The following is a 15,462-nucleotide window of genomic DNA, read 5'->3' as shown; positions in this document are numbered from 1 at the left end:
TGAATGCGAGGAGAAGCGACGATGCTGCGCATCGAAGGCCTGACGAAGCGTTTCGGTGGCAAGGCCGCCGTCGATAACGTCGACCTTTCGATTCCGAAGGGCGAGATGGTCGGTGTCATCGGCCGCTCCGGCGCCGGCAAGTCGACCCTGCTGCGCATGCTCAACCGGCTCTCGGACCCGAGCGACGGACGCATCCTCAGCGGCGAGCGCGACGTCACCTCCCTGCGCGGCGCGGCGCTGCGCGCCTGGCGGCGCGACACTGCGATGATCTTCCAGCAGTTCAATCTGGTCGGCCGCCTCGACGTGCTCACCAACGTGCTGCTCGGCCGCCTCAACCATCGCTCGGCGGCGCTGACCCTGGTCAAGAGCTTCTCGCAGGACGACAAGATCCGCGCCATCGCCGCGCTCGAGCGGCTCGACATGGGCCATCTGCTCGCCCAGCGCGCCGAGACCCTCTCCGGCGGCCAGCAGCAGCGCGTCGCGATCGCCCGTGCTCTGGTCCAGGAGCCGCAGATCATCCTCGCCGACGAGCCGATCGCCTCGCTCGACCCGCGCAACTGCCAGATCGTCATGGATGCGCTGTTCCGCATCAACCGCGAGGACGGCATCACCGTCATCTCCAACCTGCACCATCTCGATATCGCGGCGAAGTACTGCGACCGGCTGATCGGCATGGCCGCCGGCAAGGTCGTGTTCGACGGCCCGCCCCACGCTTTGACCAGCGAGATCGCGGCCGAACTCTACGGAATCGAAGCCAAGGACGCCGGCGCCGAGGCGCTCGATGCGCTCGACGCCATCGCCACCTCCGAGGCGAAGCGCGCCCGACAGAACGTCGCCTGAGCGGATCGTCCGCGGGCAACGCCTACCCCGACCACCAGATAGTCCCTCTAAGGAGCACTCCCATGCTGACCCGTCGTCATACCCTGACGCTTGCCGCCGGCCTCGCCGCGACGCTGGCGACCCCGGCCTTCGCCCAGGACTGGAAGGCGAAGTATCCCGAGCTCGTCTTCGCGATCATCCCGGCCGAGAACGCTTCGGGCGTGACCGAGCGCTACACCCCCTTCGTCAATTATCTCTCGAAGGAACTCGGCACCAAGGTGACGCTGCGCATCGCCAACGACTACGCCGCGATCATCGAGGGCCAGCGCGCCGGCAACATCCACATCGCCTCCTACGGCCCGTCTTCCTTCGCCCGCGCCCGTATGACCGGCGCCAAGGTCGACGCTTTCGCCATCGAGACCAATCTCGACGGCACCAAGGGCTATCATTCGGTCTTCTACGTGAAGAAGGACTCGCCCTATCAGAAGGTCGAGGACCTCAAGGGCAAGAATCTCGGCCTCGTCGATCCGAACTCGACCTCCGGCAACAACGTTCCGCGCTTCGCGCTGAACGGCATGAAGATCGAGCCCGAGACCTTCTTCGGCAAGGTCGTCTATACCGGCAGCCACGAGAACGCGATCATCGCCCTGCAGCAGGGCACGGTCGACATCGTCGCCAACTGGTGGAACGACGAGCAGGAGTCGAACCTGCAGCGCATGGTCCGCAAGAACATGGCCAAGGCCGACGATTTCCGGATCATCTTCAAGTCCGAGCAGATCGTGAACTCGCCGCTGGCTTATCTCAGCGACCTGCCGGAAGAGCTCAAGGCCAAGATCCGCGACGCCGTGCTGAACATCACCACCAAGGACAAGGCCGCCTTCGACAAGATCTATGAAGGCAAGCAGGGCCCGCTCGTCGCCGTCGACAACAAGGCCTACGACCCGATCATCGAGCTGAACAAGTTCGTCGACGAGCTGCGCAAGAAGAAGTCTTCGTAAGCGTTCTCATCCGCTACCCGTCATGGTCGGGCTTGTCCCGACCATCCACGTCTTCGCTTCACTGATCGCGTGCGGTGTCCAAGACGTGGATGCTCGCCACAAGGGCGAGCATGACGGCCGCGGCGCGCACTCGCCGCACCTCCTTCGGCGACGGACTCAGTTCAATGACACTCGCGATCGACACCAACGCCCCCGCCATCGCCGCTCATGCTGAGCTCTATCGGCGCGAAATGGCGGCCAAGCGCCTGCAGACCCTGCTGGGCCTCGCGATCTTCGCCGTCTGCGTCGTGCTCGCCGGCATCGGCGCCGAAGTCGATCTGAAGAAATTCTCCGAGAACGCCTGGCGTTTCCCGAAATACATCCTCGAGACCATGCCGACGCTGCGGCTCGCGACCTTCGGGGCCGATCTCAAGGAATGGTACTGGGGTATCAATGGCTGGCTGAAGCTGCTCTGGCAGACCGTGGTCATCGCCTATGTCGGCACCGTGCTCGGCGCCGTCGGCGGCTTCCTGCTCTGCTTCGCCGCCGCCAGCAATCTCGGCCGCTCGACCGGGCTGCGCTGGGTCACGCGCCGCTTCCTCGAATTCTGCCGCACCGTGCCGGAGATCGTCTTCGCGCTGATCTTCGTCATCGCCTTCGGCCTCGGCCCGCTGCCGGGCGTCCTCGCCATCGCCATCCACACCATGGGCGCGATGGGCAAGCTCTTCTCCGAAGTCGTCGAGAACATCGACATGAAGCCGGTCGACGGCCTCACCGCCACGGGTGCCAGCTGGTGGCAGACCGTGCGTTTCGCCGTCGTGCCGCAGGTGCTGTCGAACTTCGCGAGCTACACGCTGCTGCGCTTCGAGATCAATGTCCGCGGCGCCTCGATCATGGGCTTCGTCGGCGCCGGCGGCATCGGCCAGGACCTGATCGAGGCGATCCGCAAATTCTACTTCACCGATGTCAGCGCCATCCTGTTGCTGATCATCGTCACGGTCATGCTGATCGACTACGGCACCGAGCGTCTGCGCCACGCTTTGCTGAGCCTGGAGCATCGCTCATGAGCCTCGCCCTCTCGGCCGCCGACCGTGCCGCGCTCGTCGCCCGCCACAAGACCGCGATCGACGGCTCGCTCAGGACCAGGATCATCACGCTCGCCGTCATCGGCGGACTCGTCGGGCTCTTCGTCTACGGCCTGACCACGCTCGAGACCTCGTTTGCGCGGATCTTCGCCGGCTTCGCCAATCTCGGCACCTTCGTGGTGCTGATGCTGCCGCCCGATCCCGGCTCGGCCGCTCGTGCCATCATCTTCGTGAAGGCGCTGTTCGAGACCATCGCCATTGCCTTCCTCGGCACCATCCTGGCGGCGATCCTCGCCTTCCCGCTCGGCTTCCTCGCCGCCAAGAACGTCGTCGCCAACCGCATCGTGCACTTCTTCGCCCGGCGCTCGATGGATACGGTGCGCGGCGTCGACGCGCTGATCTGGGCTCTGATCTGGGTGAATGTCGTCGGCCTCGGCCCCTTCGCCGGCATGCTCGCCATCATGACCAGCGATCTCGGCGCCTTCGGCAAGCTGTTCTCGGAGGCGATCGAGGCCGCCGACCGCAAGCCGGTCGACGGCGTCGCCTCGGTCGGCGGCGGCAAGTTGCACGAAATCCGCTTCGGCCTGATCCCGCAGGTGCTGCCGGTGATCGCCAGCCAGGTGCTGTACTATATCGAGTCGAACACCCGCTCCTCGACCATCATCGGCATCGTCGGCGCGGGTGGCATCGGCCTCTACCTCGCCGAGACGATCCGCACGCTCGAATGGCAGCAGGTCTCCTTCCTGATCCTGCTCATCCTCGCGGCGGTGACGACGATCGACTTTATCTCCGGCAAGCTGCGTTTCGCCATCATCGGCAAGCGGGCGGTGTAACGCTCTCGCCGTCATGGTCGGGCTTGTCCCGACCATCCACGACTTTGCTTCACTGATCGAACACGGCGTTCAGGACGTGGATGCTCGCCACAAGGGCGAGCATGACGCGACGGCCAACCTGTGCCGTTCACTCCCCGAAGGGCTCGACCACCATTTCCATCCGCTCGCCGGCGAAGGCGCTGTTGACGATGTGGATCGGCGTCAGGTCCGGCAGCGCATCGAGTGCATGCGTCTGCAGCACCGCCTCGCCCGGCGCGAGCTGCAGCAGGGTCGCCTCGCGCTCGGTGGCGAGCCGCGCCGCCAGCCTTGTCGAGCGCCGGACATAATCGGGGATGCCGCACGCCTTGAAGGCGGCGGTGATCGAGGCTCCCGCCTCCGTCAGGATCGCGTCGAAGCCCGGGAAGCGCTCGACGCTGAGATAGTGGATGCCGGTGCCGACCGGCGTCCCCCCGGCCCGGCTCAAGGTCTCGATCGCCCAGAGCGGCGTGCCTTCGGGCAACCCCAGCATCGCACAATGCTGCGCCTCGCCGCTGACGATCTGCGTCGACAGCACCGAACTCGACACGGCGATGCCCGCGGCGCCGAAATTGGTGCGCATGCTGACCCGGCGGCCGAGCCGGTAGGGAAAGCGCGGCGCCGTCACCTGAGTGCCGCGGCCGCGTGACACCGTGACGAGCCCGCACTCGGCGAGATGGCGAAAGGCCTGCCGCACGGTGTGGCGGTGCACGCCATACTGCTCGGCGAGCGCGACCGAGGCCGGCAGCGTATCGCCCGGCCGGTACTCGCCCTGCTCGATCGACGCCGCCAGCGCATCGGCGATCCGCCGCCAGGCCGTGCCGGCCTCGCCGGTCGCAGTCTCGGGAGCCGTGTCCGTCATGAAAATTTCATCTGAAATGTATAGACCTTTCGCGGGTTCAGATCCATGATAGTCTAGACATTAGAGATTGGCGAGAGGCAGCACCGGATGACTCAAACCGCAACACGGCAGCGATGGATGGCCGTGCTGGCCCGCGCCTCTCATCGCGAGATCGAGGCGCTTCTGGCACAGGCCGGCCCCCTACCGGCTTATGAGATTCTCAAGGCGCCCGAGACCGGCACCGTCATGGTCGAGGGCCGCGCCGGCGGCGCCGGGCGGCGCTTCAATCTCGGCGAGGCGACGGTGACGCGCTGCGTCATCCGCCTCGGCAACGGGGCGATGGGCTTCTCCTATGCGCTCGGCCGCGATGCCGGCAAGGCACGGCTGGCGGCGATCACCGACGCGCTGCTCCAGGACGAAACCGAGACCGGCCCGCTGCGGCAGGGCGTGGGCGCGCTCGCCGACAAGCAGCAGGCGGCTCGCGAGCTCGCCTCGCGCAAGGCGGCCGCCACCAAGGTCGATTTCTTCACGCTGGTCAGGGGCGGCTGATGGCAACGAACGAAACCCTGCTCGGCGCCGGCTTCTCCGACCCGGTCTTCCAGTCGCAAGGAGCCTTCCGGGCCCTGCTGGCGGCGCTCTCCGAGCCCGGCCAGGTCCGTGAGCTCGCCATCGCGGTCGAGCCGCCGGCCGGGCTCGCACGCGCCACCGCGCTCGCTCTCTTGACCCTCGCCGACTACGAGACGCCGATCTGGCTACCCGCCTCACTGCGCGACGGGCCTGCCGGCGCCTGGCTGCGCTTCCATTGCGGCGCCGCCCTCGTCGAGTATCCCGCCCGCGCCGCCTTTGCCGTGATCGACGGCGCAGCGCTCGAGCCCAAGCTTGCCGCCTTCAACCCGGGCGACGATCAGTTTCCCGACCGCTCGACCACCGTGATCGTGCAATGCGCCGCGCTCGCCGGCGGAGAAGCGGTGACCCTCGAAGGCCCAGGCATCGCAGGAACCTGCGAGATCGCTCCGTCCGGCCTGCGCCCCGGCTTCTGGGGCGAGGTCGCCGCCAATGCTGAGCTCTATCCGTGCGGCGTCGATCTCATCCTGAGCCATGGCGCCGAGCTGATCGGCCTGCCGCGCTCGACCCAAATCCTGGAGACCCGCTGATGACCCGCCGGGAGCTTTACTGATGTATGTCGCGGTCAAGGGCGGGGAAGCCGCCATTCTCGCCACGCATGATCTCGTCGCCGAGGCCCGCCGCGGCGACGAGAGCGTTCCCGAGCTCGCAGTCGCCCAGATCCGCGAGCAGATGGGTCTCGCCTGCGGTCGCGTGATGAACGAGGGCTCGCTCTACGATCCCGATCTCGCCGCGTTGGCGCTGAAGCAGGCGCAGGGCGATGCGATCGAGGCTGCCTTCCTGATGCGCGCCTACCGCACGACGCTGCCGCGCTTCGGCTCCTCCGAGCCGCTCGACACCGCCAGGATGGCGATCCGCCGCCGCGTCTCGGCGACCTACAAGGATCTGCCCGGCGGTCAGGTGCTCGGCCCGACCTATGACTACACTCACCGGCTCTTCGATTTCGCCCTGATGGACGAGGCGGCTCCAGGAGAGGTGCAGACCCGTCCGGCGGCGCAGCCGCTCGACGCCGCGATGCCCCGCGTGCCCGACATCCTCGGCGCCGAGGGGCTGATGGAAGAGGAAGCGCCTCCGGAAGGCGATCCGCGTCCCTTCGATCTCACCCGCGAGCCCGTTTCTTTCCCGGCCGAGCGCGATGTCCGCCTGCAGGCGATGGCGCGCGGCGATGAGGGCTTTCTGCTCGGCCTCGGCTATTCCGTGCAGCGCGGCTTCGGCAACAGCCATCCCTTCGTCGGCGAGGTCCGGGTCGGCGAGGTCGCGGTCGAATATGTGCCGGAGGAGCTCGGCTTCGCCGTCGATCTCGGCGACGTCACCTTGACCGAATGCCAGATGGTCAACCAGTTCGCCGGCTCCAAGGACGTGCCGCCGCAATTCACCCGCGGCTACGGGCTCTCCTTCGGCCATAGCGAGCGCAAGGCGATGTCGATGTCGCTGGTCGACCGGGCGCTGAAGGCGCGTGATTTCGGCGAGGCCACGACCTATCCGGCGCAGCAGGACGAATTCGTCCTCTACCACTCCGACAATGTCGAGGCGGCCGGCTTCGTCGAGCACCTGAAGCTGCCGCACTATGTCGATTTCCAGGGCGAGCTCGAACTGATCCGCCGCATTCGCAAAGAGCGGCAGGAACGCCAGGACAAGCTCGCCGATCAGCCGAGCGAAGCGCTGCCGGAGGCCGCGGAATGACCGTGCACCAGAAACTCAGCGGCGATACCAAGCCGGCTTACAACTACGCGTATCTCGACGAGCAGACCAAGCGGATGATTCGCCGCGCCCTGCTCAAGGCGGTGGCGATCCCCGGCTACCAGGTGCCATTCGGCTCGCGCGAGATGCCCCTCGCCCGCGGCTGGGGCACCGGCGGCATCCAGGTCACCGCCGCGATCATCGGTCCAGATGACAAGCTGAAGGTCATCGACCAGGGCGCCGACGACACCACCAACGCCGTCTCGATCCGCCGCTTCTTCGAGCGCACCGCCGACGCGCGCACCACCGAGGCGACCGATGAGGCGACGATCATTCAGACCCGCCACCGCATCCCCGAGGCACCGCTGAAGGCCGGCCAGATCATGGTCTATCAGGTGCCGCAGCCCGAGCCGCTGCGGAAGCTCGAGCCGCATGAGGCCGAGACACGCAAGATGCACGCCTGGGCCGAATACGGGCTGATGCAGGTCAAGCTCTACGAGAACATCGCCCGCTTCGGCGAGGTGACGACGACCTATGACTACCCGGTCATGGTCAATGGCCGCTATGTGATGGCGCCGTCGCCGATCCCGAAATTCGACAATCCGAAGATGCAGATGTCCCCGGCGCTGCAGCTCTTCGGCGCCGGGCGCGAAAAGCGCATCTATGCGGTGCCGCCGCATACCAGCGTGCGCAGCCTCGATTTCGAGGATCATCCCTTCCGCATCCAGAGCTGGGAGCAGCCTTGCGGGCTCTGCGGCGCCGCCGATTCCTATCTCGACGAGGTGGTGATCGACGACCAGGGCGGGCGCATGTTCGTCTGCTCCGACAGCCATTATTGTGAGACGCGCCGGGCGGAAGGCCATCGCGGCGCGATGCTCGCCGACGCCTCGGCGCTGCATCTGGTCGAGGACGAGGCCAAGTCATGAACATGCAGGTCAACCCGCAGGAACTCGCGCTCGATCCGCAGCCGCTGCTCTCGGTCGCCGGCGTATCCCGCTTCTATGGCGAGCGCATCGGCTGCGCCGATGTCTCCTTCGACCTCTGGCCGGGCGAGGTGCTGGGCATCGTCGGCGAGTCCGGCTCGGGCAAGTCGACCCTGCTGCGCTGCCTTGCCGGCATCGACAAGCCCGATGCGGGCGAGGTGCTCTTTCGCGGCGGCGCCGAGCCGCTCGACATCTACTCGGTCGCCGAGCAGGAGCGGCGCCGGCTGATGCGTACCGCCTGGGGCATCGTCCACCAGAACCCGCGCGACGGCCTGCGCATGGACGTCTCGGCCGGCGGCAATGTCGGCGAGCGGCTGATGGACAATGGCGCCCGCCATTACGGCAGGATTCGCGAGACCGCGCTCGACTGGCTGCAGCGCGTCGAGATCGCCGCCGGCCGCATCGACGACCGGCCGCGCCAGTTCTCCGGCGGCATGCAGCAGCGCCTGCAGATCGCCCGCGTTCTGGTCTCCGAGCCCCGGCTCGTCTTCATGGACGAGCCGACCGGCGGCCTCGACGTCTCCGTCCAGGCGCGACTGCTCGACCTGCTGCGCGTGCTGGTGCGCGATCTCGGCCTCGCCGCGATCATCGTCACCCATGATCTCGCAGTCGCGCGCCTGCTCACCGACCGCCTGATGGTGATGAAGGATGGCCGCGTCGTCGAGCAGGGCCTGACCGACCAGGTCCTCGACGATCCCCACCACGCCTATACGCAGCTTCTGACATCCGCGGTGCTGACCGTATGAGCGCCGTCACATCCGCGTCACCGCGCCGGCACAAGGCATTGATCCCATGACCACGATGATCCAGGTCGAAAACGTCGCCAAGGAATTCACCCTGCACAATCAGGGTGGAGTGCGCCTGCCGGTCTTCGACAACGTCAATTTCTCGGTCGCGGCCGGCGAGGCGCTGGTCCTGGCCGGTGCCTCCGGCGCCGGCAAATCCAGCCTGCTGCGCATCCTCTACGGTAATTACCGGCCGACCTCCGGCACCATCGCCGTCACCCATGCCGGCCGGCCGATCGACATCGTCACCGCCGTGCCGCGCACCGTGCTCGACATCCGCCGCCGCACGCTCGGCTTCGTCTCGCAGTTCCTGCGGGTGATCCCGCGTGTCTCGGCGCTCGACATCGTCCGCGACCCGCTGCTCGCCCGCGGCGCCACGCCCGAGGAGGCCAGCGAGCGCGCCAAAGCCATGCTGGCGCGGCTCAACCTGCCGCAGCGCCTCTGGGATCTCGCACCCGCGACCTTCTCCGGCGGCGAGCAGCAGCGCGTCAACATCGCCCGCTCCTTCGTCGATCCCTCGCCGATCATGCTGATCGACGAGCCGACCGCCTCGCTCGACGCCGGCAACCGCAATGTCGTGGTGCAGCTGATCGCCGAAGCCCGCGCGCAGGGTTCCGCCATCGTCGGTATCTTCCACGACGAAGCCGTGCGAGAGGCTGTCGCGACCCGCTATCTCGACATCACCGATTTCAGGAAGGCCGCCTGATGACCACCATCCTCACCAATGCCAGGCTGATCCTCGAGGACGAGATCGTCGACGGCACCATCGCCTTCGACGCCAGCGGCATCCTCTCCGTCGACCAGGGCCGCTCCTCGCTGCCGGCGGCGATCGACGTCCAGGGCGACTATGTCGCGCCCGGCCTCGTCGAGATGCACACCGACAACATGGAAAAGCACTTCATGCCGCGCCCGAAGGTCTTCTGGCCGAACGGGCTCGCGGCGGCGCTGGTCCATGACGCCCAGATGGCGGCGGCGGGCGTCACCACGGTCTACGACGCGATCTGCGCCGGCACGCCCTTCTCGGCCAAGGATTATCGCAAGGACATCTTCGCCGACGTCATGGATGCGCTGCGGCTCGGCACTGCCGAGGGGGTCTTCCGCATCGACCACCGCATCCATATGCGCTGCGAGCTGACCAGCCCCGACCTGCTGCGCGACATCGAGCCCTATCAGGACGACGGCCTCGTCCAGCTCGTCTCGCTGATGGACCACACGCCGGGCCAGCGGCAATGGCGCAACCTGGAAGATCTGCGCACCTATGCGCTGGGCACCGGCAAGACCCAGGCCGAGTTCGAGGAGGATGTCGTCGTCCGCCAGCGCGAAGGCGGGGCGAATGTCGCGCGCAACTGGAGCGCCGTAGTCGAGATGTTCCGCTCCCGCGGCATTCCGATCGCCACCCATGACGACACCACGCTCGACCATGTCGAGGCCGGCATCGCCTCGGGCGCCGTGATCTCGGAATTCCCGACCACGATCGAGGCGGCGGAGGCCGCCAAGCGGCACGGCCTCGCCACCATCGCCGGTGCGCCGAACGTCGTGCGCGGCGGCTCGCATTCCGGCGGCGTCTCGGTTTCGGAACTGGCCGAGAAGGGCCTGCTCGACGGGCTCTCCTCCGATTATGTCCCCGCCAGCCTGCTCCAGGCCGTGCTCAAGCTCCATGCCGCCCATGGCATCGCCCTGCCGGAAGCGATGGGCATGGTGACCTGGAAGGTCGCCGACATTCTCGGGCTCAAGGATCGCGGCCACCTCAAGCCCGGCCTGCGCGCCGACCTGCTGCGCTTCCGGACGCTCGGCGCGACGCCGGTGCTCAATGCCGTCTGGTCAAAGGGCGAGCGCGCGTTTTGACCGCAACCCCGCCGCGCTACGCCATCTACTTCGCGCCCTCCGCCGACAGCGCCCTCTGGCGCTTCGGCAGCGGGGCGCTGGGCTATGACGCCATCACCGGCGGCGACCTGCCTCATGCGGTCCCACCGGGCTGCGAGGGGCTGGACTGGGCGGCGCTCACCGCCGAGCCGCGCCGCTATGGCTTCCACGCGACGCTGAAGGCCCCGTTCGAGCTCTCGGACGGCCGCAGCGAAGGGGCGTTGCGCGCCTTCGCCCGCAATTATGTCGCCGGCCGCGCGCCGGTCGAGCTCGCCGGGCTCGCCGTCAACGCGCTCGGCCATTTCGTCGCCCTGACCCCGGCCGAGCCGAGCGAGGCGCTGCAGCACTTCGCCTTCGATGTCGTCCAGGCCTTCGAGCCGTTCCGGGCCCCGCTCTCGGAAGCCGATCTGGCGCGGCGGCTGCAGAGCCCACTGACCCCGGCGCACCGGGCCTATCTCGAGGCCTTCGGCTACCCCTATGTCGGCGATGCCTTCCGCTTCCACATGACGCTGACCGGCGCCCTGCCGCAGGATCTCATTTCACCCGTCAAGACTGCGCTCAGCTCTGCGCATGCGCAGGCGGTTCCGCCCGGCGAAGTTGTGCTCGACCGGATCGCGATCTTCAAGCAGGCGGACCGCGCCAGCCGCTTCACCCTGCTCGACTCCCTGCCTTTCGGCTGAAGCACGAGGCGCGGCGTGTCAGGCGGGGCCGGCCAAGGCGCGCAGCAGGCCCAACAGCTCGCTCGCGCCTTCGGCGATGCTCCGGTCGTTGACGATCCGCCGCAAGGCGGCGCGCTCCGTCACCAGTCGCGCCTCACGGGAAAGCCGCTTCGCGATATCGGCCTCGCTCTCGCGCCCGCGCGCCGCGAGCCGCTTCGCCAGAATGGCCGCCGGCGCGGTGATCTCGACCACGACCACACGCTCCGCCAGCGCCTCCGCCGCGCCGATCGCGCCGCGCGAGATATTGGCGATCACCACCTCCCCGCCGGCGATGCCGGCGAGCTCGCGCGCCGGGATGCCGTAATGCAGGCCATGGGCGGCCCAGCTCAGAGCGAGCTCGCCGCGCGCCCGGGCGGCCACGAAACCGGCCTCGTCGCAGCTGTCATGGTCCTCTGCTCCAGCCAGCGCCGGGCGGGTGATCAGGCGGCGCGCGAAGCGGAAGCGCCGATCATCGGCGAGCGCGCCGCGGGCGCCTTCCATCAGCGCATCCTTGCCCGCACCGGACGGGCCGACGACCAGCACCAGCGCGCCCGTCAAGACCGGCGTCGCAATCATCGCTTCAGCAGAGGAATTCGTCATGGCAGGCAAGAAACTCGGGCTTGAACCGGTGATCGACCCCACCGCCAGGGTGCGGCAGGCGGTGCTCGGCCGCTATACCGAGATCGGCGCCCGCACCGCCTTCGCCGAGTCCAGCCTCGGCGACTACTCCTATGTCGTGAACGACGCGGATGTCATTTACACGACGATCGGCAAGTTCTGCTCGATCGCCGCCCATACCCGCATCAACCCGGGCAACCATCCGATGCAGCGGGCGAGCCAGTCGCATTTCAGCTATCGCTCATCGGCCTATTTCGACGATGCGGACGACGATGCCGACTTCTTCGCCTGGCGCCGCTCGACCCCGGTCACGATCGGCCACGATGTCTGGATCGGCCATGGCGCCATCATCCTGCCCGGCCGCAGCATCGGCACGGGAGCGGTGGTCGCCGGCGGCGCAATCGTCACCAAGGACGTGCCGGATTACACCATCGTCGCGGGCAACCCCGCCCGCATCATCCGCCGGCGTTTCCCGGAGACGGTCGCTGAGCGGCTGAAGGCGCTCGGCTGGTGGGACTGGGAGCACGCGCGCCTGCGCGCCGCGCTCTCCGATTTCCGGACGCTCAGCGTCGAGGGCTTCCTGGAGACATACGAGGGCTGACGGCAAGCGCGCGTCATGCTCGGGCGTGTCCTGAGCATGACGCGGCAAAGCCGCAGTCTTCAGCCCTTCGCCTTGGCCTTCTTCGCGCGCTCGATCGCTTCGAGGATCAGTTCCTTCGCCTTGGCGGCGTCGCCCCAGCCGGTGAACTTCACCCACTTGCCGGGTTCGAGATCCTTGTAGTGCTCGAAGAAGTGCTGGATCTGGTCGAGCGTGATCTTCGGCAGGTCCGTGTAGTTGTGGACGTTTTCGTAGCGCTTGGTGAGCTTCGGCACCGGCACGGCGATGATCTTCTCGTCACCGCCGCCCTCGTCCTCCATCATCATCACGCCGATCGGACGGACCGCGATATAGGAGCCCGGAACCAGCGGACGCGTATTGGCGACGAGCACGTCGCAGGGGTCGCCATCCTCCGAGAGCGTATGAGGGATGAAGCCGTAATTCCCGGGATAACGCATCGGGGTGTAGAGGAAGCGATCGACGAAGAGCGTGCCGGCCTCCTTGTCCATCTCGTACTTGATCGGTTCGCCGCCGATCGCGACCTCGATCACGACATTGACTTCGTCGGGGGGATTCTTGCCGATGGAGATGGCGTCGAGGCGCATGAACTTGACCTGTCTATGGACGATACTGGCGCGCCTTATGCCGGCTTGCGCGGCAAAGGCCAAGTCCGACCTTCTGCCCGCCTTGCAAGCCGGGCTGCCAGTTCGCATCTCCCTGCCAGATTTGCGCGCCGCCTCCAGCACTGGTATCGGGCCGGCCATGGACGAAAGTAGGACGAGATGCTGAACCGCTTGCGGCGGGACGAGGACCGCTATGCCAGGCGCATGGCCCGGATCGCGCGCTGGGACCGCCCGCTCGGCGGCCGGCTCGACCGCGCGCGCGCCTGGGCCAACATGCTGCTGGTCGATCACGGCATCTTCCGGCTCGCCTATCTCAATGCCCATCGCGTCACGCCGCGGCTCTGGCGGGCGGCGCAGCCGGCTCCGGGCGACATCGCCTGGTTCGCCCGTCAGGGCGTGCGCGCCATCGTCAATCTGCGCGGCGGGCGCGAGCACGGCTCATGGCAGCTCCAGCGCGAGGCCTGCGAGCGCCACGGCATCGCCCTGATCGACTTCGTGCTGCGCTCGCGCGGCGCGCCCGATCGCGAGACCATCCTGTCGGCGCCGCAGTTCTTCCGAGAGCTCGCCCTGCCGGCGCTGGTGCACTGCAAGTCTGGCGCCGACCGCGCCGGATTCTTTGCGGCGCTCTATCTGCTGGTCCACGAGCAGCGGCCGCTTAAGGAAGCGATGGCCGCGCTCTCCTTCCGCTACGGCCATTTCCGCTTCGCCAAGACCGGCATCCTCGACGCCTTCTTCGAGGCCTATGAGCGCGAGGGCGAGGCCAAGGGCATCGCCTTCCTCGACTGGGTCGCCAACCACTACGATCCCGAGCGTCTGGAGCGCGAGTTCAAGCCGGGCTTCCTGTCCTCGCTGCTCGCCGACCGCCTGATCCGACGCGAATAAGGCCGACAGCGGGTCCGCCGCGAAAAGCTCAGATGCGCGACCCCCGCGGCAAGGTTCCAGGCGTGCTACCGCCACCGAAGCCTGTCCAGGCCAGGCAGGCATGCGCGCTCATGCGCAGCAGCGACATCGCGCCGACCGCGCAGAGCAGCGCTGGCGACAGCGCGCCAAACCAGGCGATGACGGCGACGATCGCGACCGTAGCGACAGCATTGGTGATCATCGCGTGATGCGGGTCGCGCGACAGCGTGCCGATCTCGTTCAGCGGCGAGACCAGGGCGATGCCGGCATAGAACAGCGTCAGGACCGCCAGCACGGCTCCGATGCCATGCCATTGCGTCTCCTCGAGCCAGGGATCGAGGATCAGCGCGAAGCCCGCCACGCCGGCGAACAGCACGAATGCGACGAATACGAGCCCAGCGGTGAGGATGCGGGCCCAGCGGCGACGCGCCGGCCCTTGCCGGCTGCGCATGCTGCTCATCACCAGTGGCTGGGTGACCGCGCCGAACATCTGCGTCGGCATGTCGAGAAGGCGCATGGCGAGGGCGACATGCGCGGCGAAGATCGGATCGGAAGCGAAGGTCAGCGCGAAGAGCGGTGCAACCGAGAAGCCGAAGGAAAGCAGCACGGAAGGCAGCAGCAGCCGCGGCGCCGCGCTCCATTGCCGGGCCGAGCGCCGCAGCTCCCAGCGCGACCATTCGGCGCGGAAGGCGAGCTGCTGGAAGGCGAAGCGGCGACGCCAGCCGAGATAGCAGGCAGCAACGGCATGGCCGATCGCATCGGCGGCGAACAGCGCCAGCGAGGACGGACCGAAAGGCAGGATCAGTCCGAGCATCGCACCGGGCTGGACCACCGCCTGGACCAGCCCGGAATTACCGATCGCCCGAAAATCGCCCTCGGCGGTGGCTTCCGCGGTAGCCAGACGAATTGCCGCACGGCCGGCGAGAGACAGAACGAAGAGCGCAGCATACCCCGCCATGACGAGGCCAAGCATTGAGGCGGCAAAGGCTGCGAGCGCCGCCAGCCCCAGGAAACCGGCTCCCGCCACGAGCGACAGCCGGAAGGCGCGCCCGAGCCGGTCCGGGTCGCTATTATGGAAGAACACCGCCTCGAAGCGCAGCAGCGCTGCGATCGCCAGGAAATTGGCGAGCGCCGAATAGATCGCGAACTCGGTGAAGATCTCCGGCGGGCAGAGCAGGGCGGCGATCAGCAACCCCCAGACCGACACGAAGCGGGCCTGGATATAGCGCAGCGCCAGCAACAGTCCCGCGGCGCCGCCGCCACCTGGCCGAAGGGAGTGGAGAGCGTTCTGCGCCAGCTCGGGCCGCGCGGCCGAAGCCGGCGCCAGGGCTCTCTCGAAAGTTGCAGGCGCAGCCATGCCGACGGCCTCACTCGGGATACTCAGGGGGTGGTTTCCCGCCACTTTCCCGATGCTGGCGGCAGCCTTTCGAAAGCGGAACGAGGCTCGGCGTGCCGATCTCCTCATCCCGTGCCGCAACTTCGACAGTGCGCTCACGTAGTTAACAGATCCTTGACGGAAC

The 15,462-nt window shown here is 67.6% G+C and carries 18 protein-coding genes; 14 read left to right on the top strand and 4 right to left on the bottom strand.

Annotated features, from left to right (window positions below; translation table 11 throughout):
- Positions 1 to 21: 21 nt before the first annotated feature.
- From phnC to phnE (RKE40_RS11040), 4 genes are all read left to right on the top strand, one after another.
- Complete coding sequence (gene phnC / locus RKE40_RS11055; RefSeq protein WP_316018296.1) at positions 22 to 840, top strand: phosphonate ABC transporter ATP-binding protein; 819 nt, start codon at positions 22 to 24, stop codon at positions 838 to 840.
- 62 nt (positions 841 to 902) lie between these two features.
- Positions 903 to 1,817 carry a phosphonate ABC transporter substrate-binding protein gene (gene phnD, locus RKE40_RS11050; RefSeq protein ID WP_316018295.1) on the top strand — a complete coding sequence of 305 codons (915 nt, stop codon included), beginning with the start codon at positions 903 to 905 and terminating at the stop codon, positions 1,815 to 1,817.
- Between the two features lie 164 nt (positions 1,818 to 1,981).
- On the top strand, positions 1,982 to 2,863 hold the full coding sequence (gene phnE / locus RKE40_RS11045) for a phosphonate ABC transporter, permease protein PhnE (protein ID WP_316018294.1): 882 nt from the start codon (positions 1,982 to 1,984) through the stop codon (positions 2,861 to 2,863).
- A complete protein-coding gene (phnE, locus tag RKE40_RS11040; RefSeq protein WP_316018293.1) occupies positions 2,860 to 3,714 on the top strand; it encodes a phosphonate ABC transporter, permease protein PhnE in 855 nt (284 codons plus the stop codon). The genes phnE (RKE40_RS11045) and phnE (RKE40_RS11040) overlap by 4 nt, the downstream gene beginning before the upstream one ends.
- A 127-nt stretch (positions 3,715 to 3,841) precedes the next feature.
- Here the strand turns inward: phnE (RKE40_RS11040) and phnF are convergent, their stop codons facing one another.
- Positions 3,842 to 4,591 carry a phosphonate metabolism transcriptional regulator PhnF gene (phnF, locus tag RKE40_RS11035; protein ID WP_316018292.1) on the bottom strand — a complete coding sequence of 250 codons (750 nt, stop codon included), beginning with the start codon at positions 4,589 to 4,591 and terminating at the stop codon, positions 3,842 to 3,844.
- 117 nt (positions 4,592 to 4,708) lie between these two features.
- Here phnF and phnG point away from each other — a divergent pair, with 117 nt between their 5' ends.
- From phnG to RKE40_RS10995, 8 genes are read left to right on the top strand one after another with little or no spacing between them, the layout of a single operon-like run.
- Positions 4,709 to 5,119, top strand: coding sequence for a phosphonate C-P lyase system protein PhnG (gene phnG, locus RKE40_RS11030; protein WP_390893316.1), 411 nt, complete (start codon positions 4,709 to 4,711; stop codon positions 5,117 to 5,119).
- On the top strand, positions 5,119 to 5,724 hold the full coding sequence (gene phnH / locus RKE40_RS11025) for a phosphonate C-P lyase system protein PhnH (protein ID WP_316018290.1): 606 nt from the start codon (positions 5,119 to 5,121) through the stop codon (positions 5,722 to 5,724). The genes phnG and phnH overlap by 1 nt, the downstream gene beginning before the upstream one ends.
- Positions 5,725 to 5,746: 22 nt before the next feature.
- A complete protein-coding gene (locus tag RKE40_RS11020) occupies positions 5,747 to 6,877 on the top strand; it encodes a carbon-phosphorus lyase complex subunit (RefSeq protein WP_316018289.1) in 1,131 nt (376 codons plus the stop codon).
- On the top strand, positions 6,874 to 7,800 hold the full coding sequence (locus tag RKE40_RS11015; RefSeq protein ID WP_316018288.1) for an alpha-D-ribose 1-methylphosphonate 5-phosphate C-P-lyase PhnJ: 927 nt from the start codon (positions 6,874 to 6,876) through the stop codon (positions 7,798 to 7,800). Before RKE40_RS11020 ends, RKE40_RS11015 begins: the two co-directional genes overlap by 4 nt.
- A complete protein-coding gene (gene phnK / locus RKE40_RS11010) occupies positions 7,797 to 8,603 on the top strand; it encodes a phosphonate C-P lyase system protein PhnK (RefSeq protein ID WP_316018287.1) in 807 nt (268 codons plus the stop codon). Before RKE40_RS11015 ends, phnK begins: the two co-directional genes overlap by 4 nt.
- A 46-nt stretch (positions 8,604 to 8,649) precedes the next feature.
- A complete protein-coding gene (phnL, locus tag RKE40_RS11005) occupies positions 8,650 to 9,348 on the top strand; it encodes a phosphonate C-P lyase system protein PhnL (RefSeq protein WP_316018286.1) in 699 nt (232 codons plus the stop codon).
- Complete coding sequence (locus RKE40_RS11000; protein WP_316018285.1) at positions 9,348 to 10,487, top strand: alpha-D-ribose 1-methylphosphonate 5-triphosphate diphosphatase; 1,140 nt, start codon at positions 9,348 to 9,350, stop codon at positions 10,485 to 10,487. Before phnL ends, RKE40_RS11000 begins: the two co-directional genes overlap by 1 nt.
- Positions 10,484 to 11,185: a DUF1045 domain-containing protein gene (locus RKE40_RS10995; RefSeq protein WP_316018284.1), complete on the top strand. Its 702-nt coding sequence runs from the start codon at positions 10,484 to 10,486 to the stop codon at positions 11,183 to 11,185. Before RKE40_RS11000 ends, RKE40_RS10995 begins: the two co-directional genes overlap by 4 nt.
- Before the next feature lie 18 nt (positions 11,186 to 11,203).
- On the opposite strand, the gene phnN is transcribed toward RKE40_RS10995, so the two are convergent.
- Entirely contained in the window at positions 11,204 to 11,803 is a 600-nt protein-coding gene (gene phnN / locus RKE40_RS10990; RefSeq protein ID WP_316018283.1) for a phosphonate metabolism protein/1,5-bisphosphokinase (PRPP-forming) PhnN, read from the bottom strand.
- On the opposite strand from phnN, the gene RKE40_RS10985 reads away from it, so the two are divergent.
- Positions 11,802 to 12,422: an LbetaH domain-containing protein gene (locus RKE40_RS10985; RefSeq protein ID WP_316018282.1), complete on the top strand. Its 621-nt coding sequence runs from the start codon at positions 11,802 to 11,804 to the stop codon at positions 12,420 to 12,422. The genes phnN and RKE40_RS10985 overlap by 2 nt on opposite strands.
- A gap of 59 nt (positions 12,423 to 12,481) precedes the next feature.
- Here the strand turns inward: RKE40_RS10985 and ppa are convergent, their stop codons facing one another.
- A complete protein-coding gene (gene ppa, locus RKE40_RS10980) occupies positions 12,482 to 13,024 on the bottom strand; it encodes an inorganic diphosphatase (protein WP_316018281.1) in 543 nt (180 codons plus the stop codon).
- 177 nt (positions 13,025 to 13,201) lie between these two features.
- Here ppa and RKE40_RS10975 point away from each other — a divergent pair, with 177 nt between their 5' ends.
- On the top strand, positions 13,202 to 13,924 hold the full coding sequence (locus tag RKE40_RS10975) for a fused DSP-PTPase phosphatase/NAD kinase-like protein (protein ID WP_316018280.1): 723 nt from the start codon (positions 13,202 to 13,204) through the stop codon (positions 13,922 to 13,924).
- 28 nt (positions 13,925 to 13,952) lie between these two features.
- On the opposite strand, the gene RKE40_RS10970 is transcribed toward RKE40_RS10975, so the two are convergent.
- Positions 13,953 to 15,299, bottom strand: a complete 1,347-nt coding sequence (locus RKE40_RS10970) for a hypothetical protein (protein WP_316018279.1) — start codon at positions 15,297 to 15,299, stop codon at positions 13,953 to 13,955.
- Between the last annotated feature and the right edge of the window lie 163 nt (positions 15,300 to 15,462).

The organism is Allobosea rubneri (assembly GCF_032464875.1).
Classification (GTDB): domain Bacteria; phylum Pseudomonadota; class Alphaproteobacteria; order Rhizobiales; family Beijerinckiaceae; genus Allobosea; species Allobosea rubneri.
Note: the sequence above shows the minus strand (reverse complement) of the source record. Positions and strands in the feature narration are given on the sequence as shown.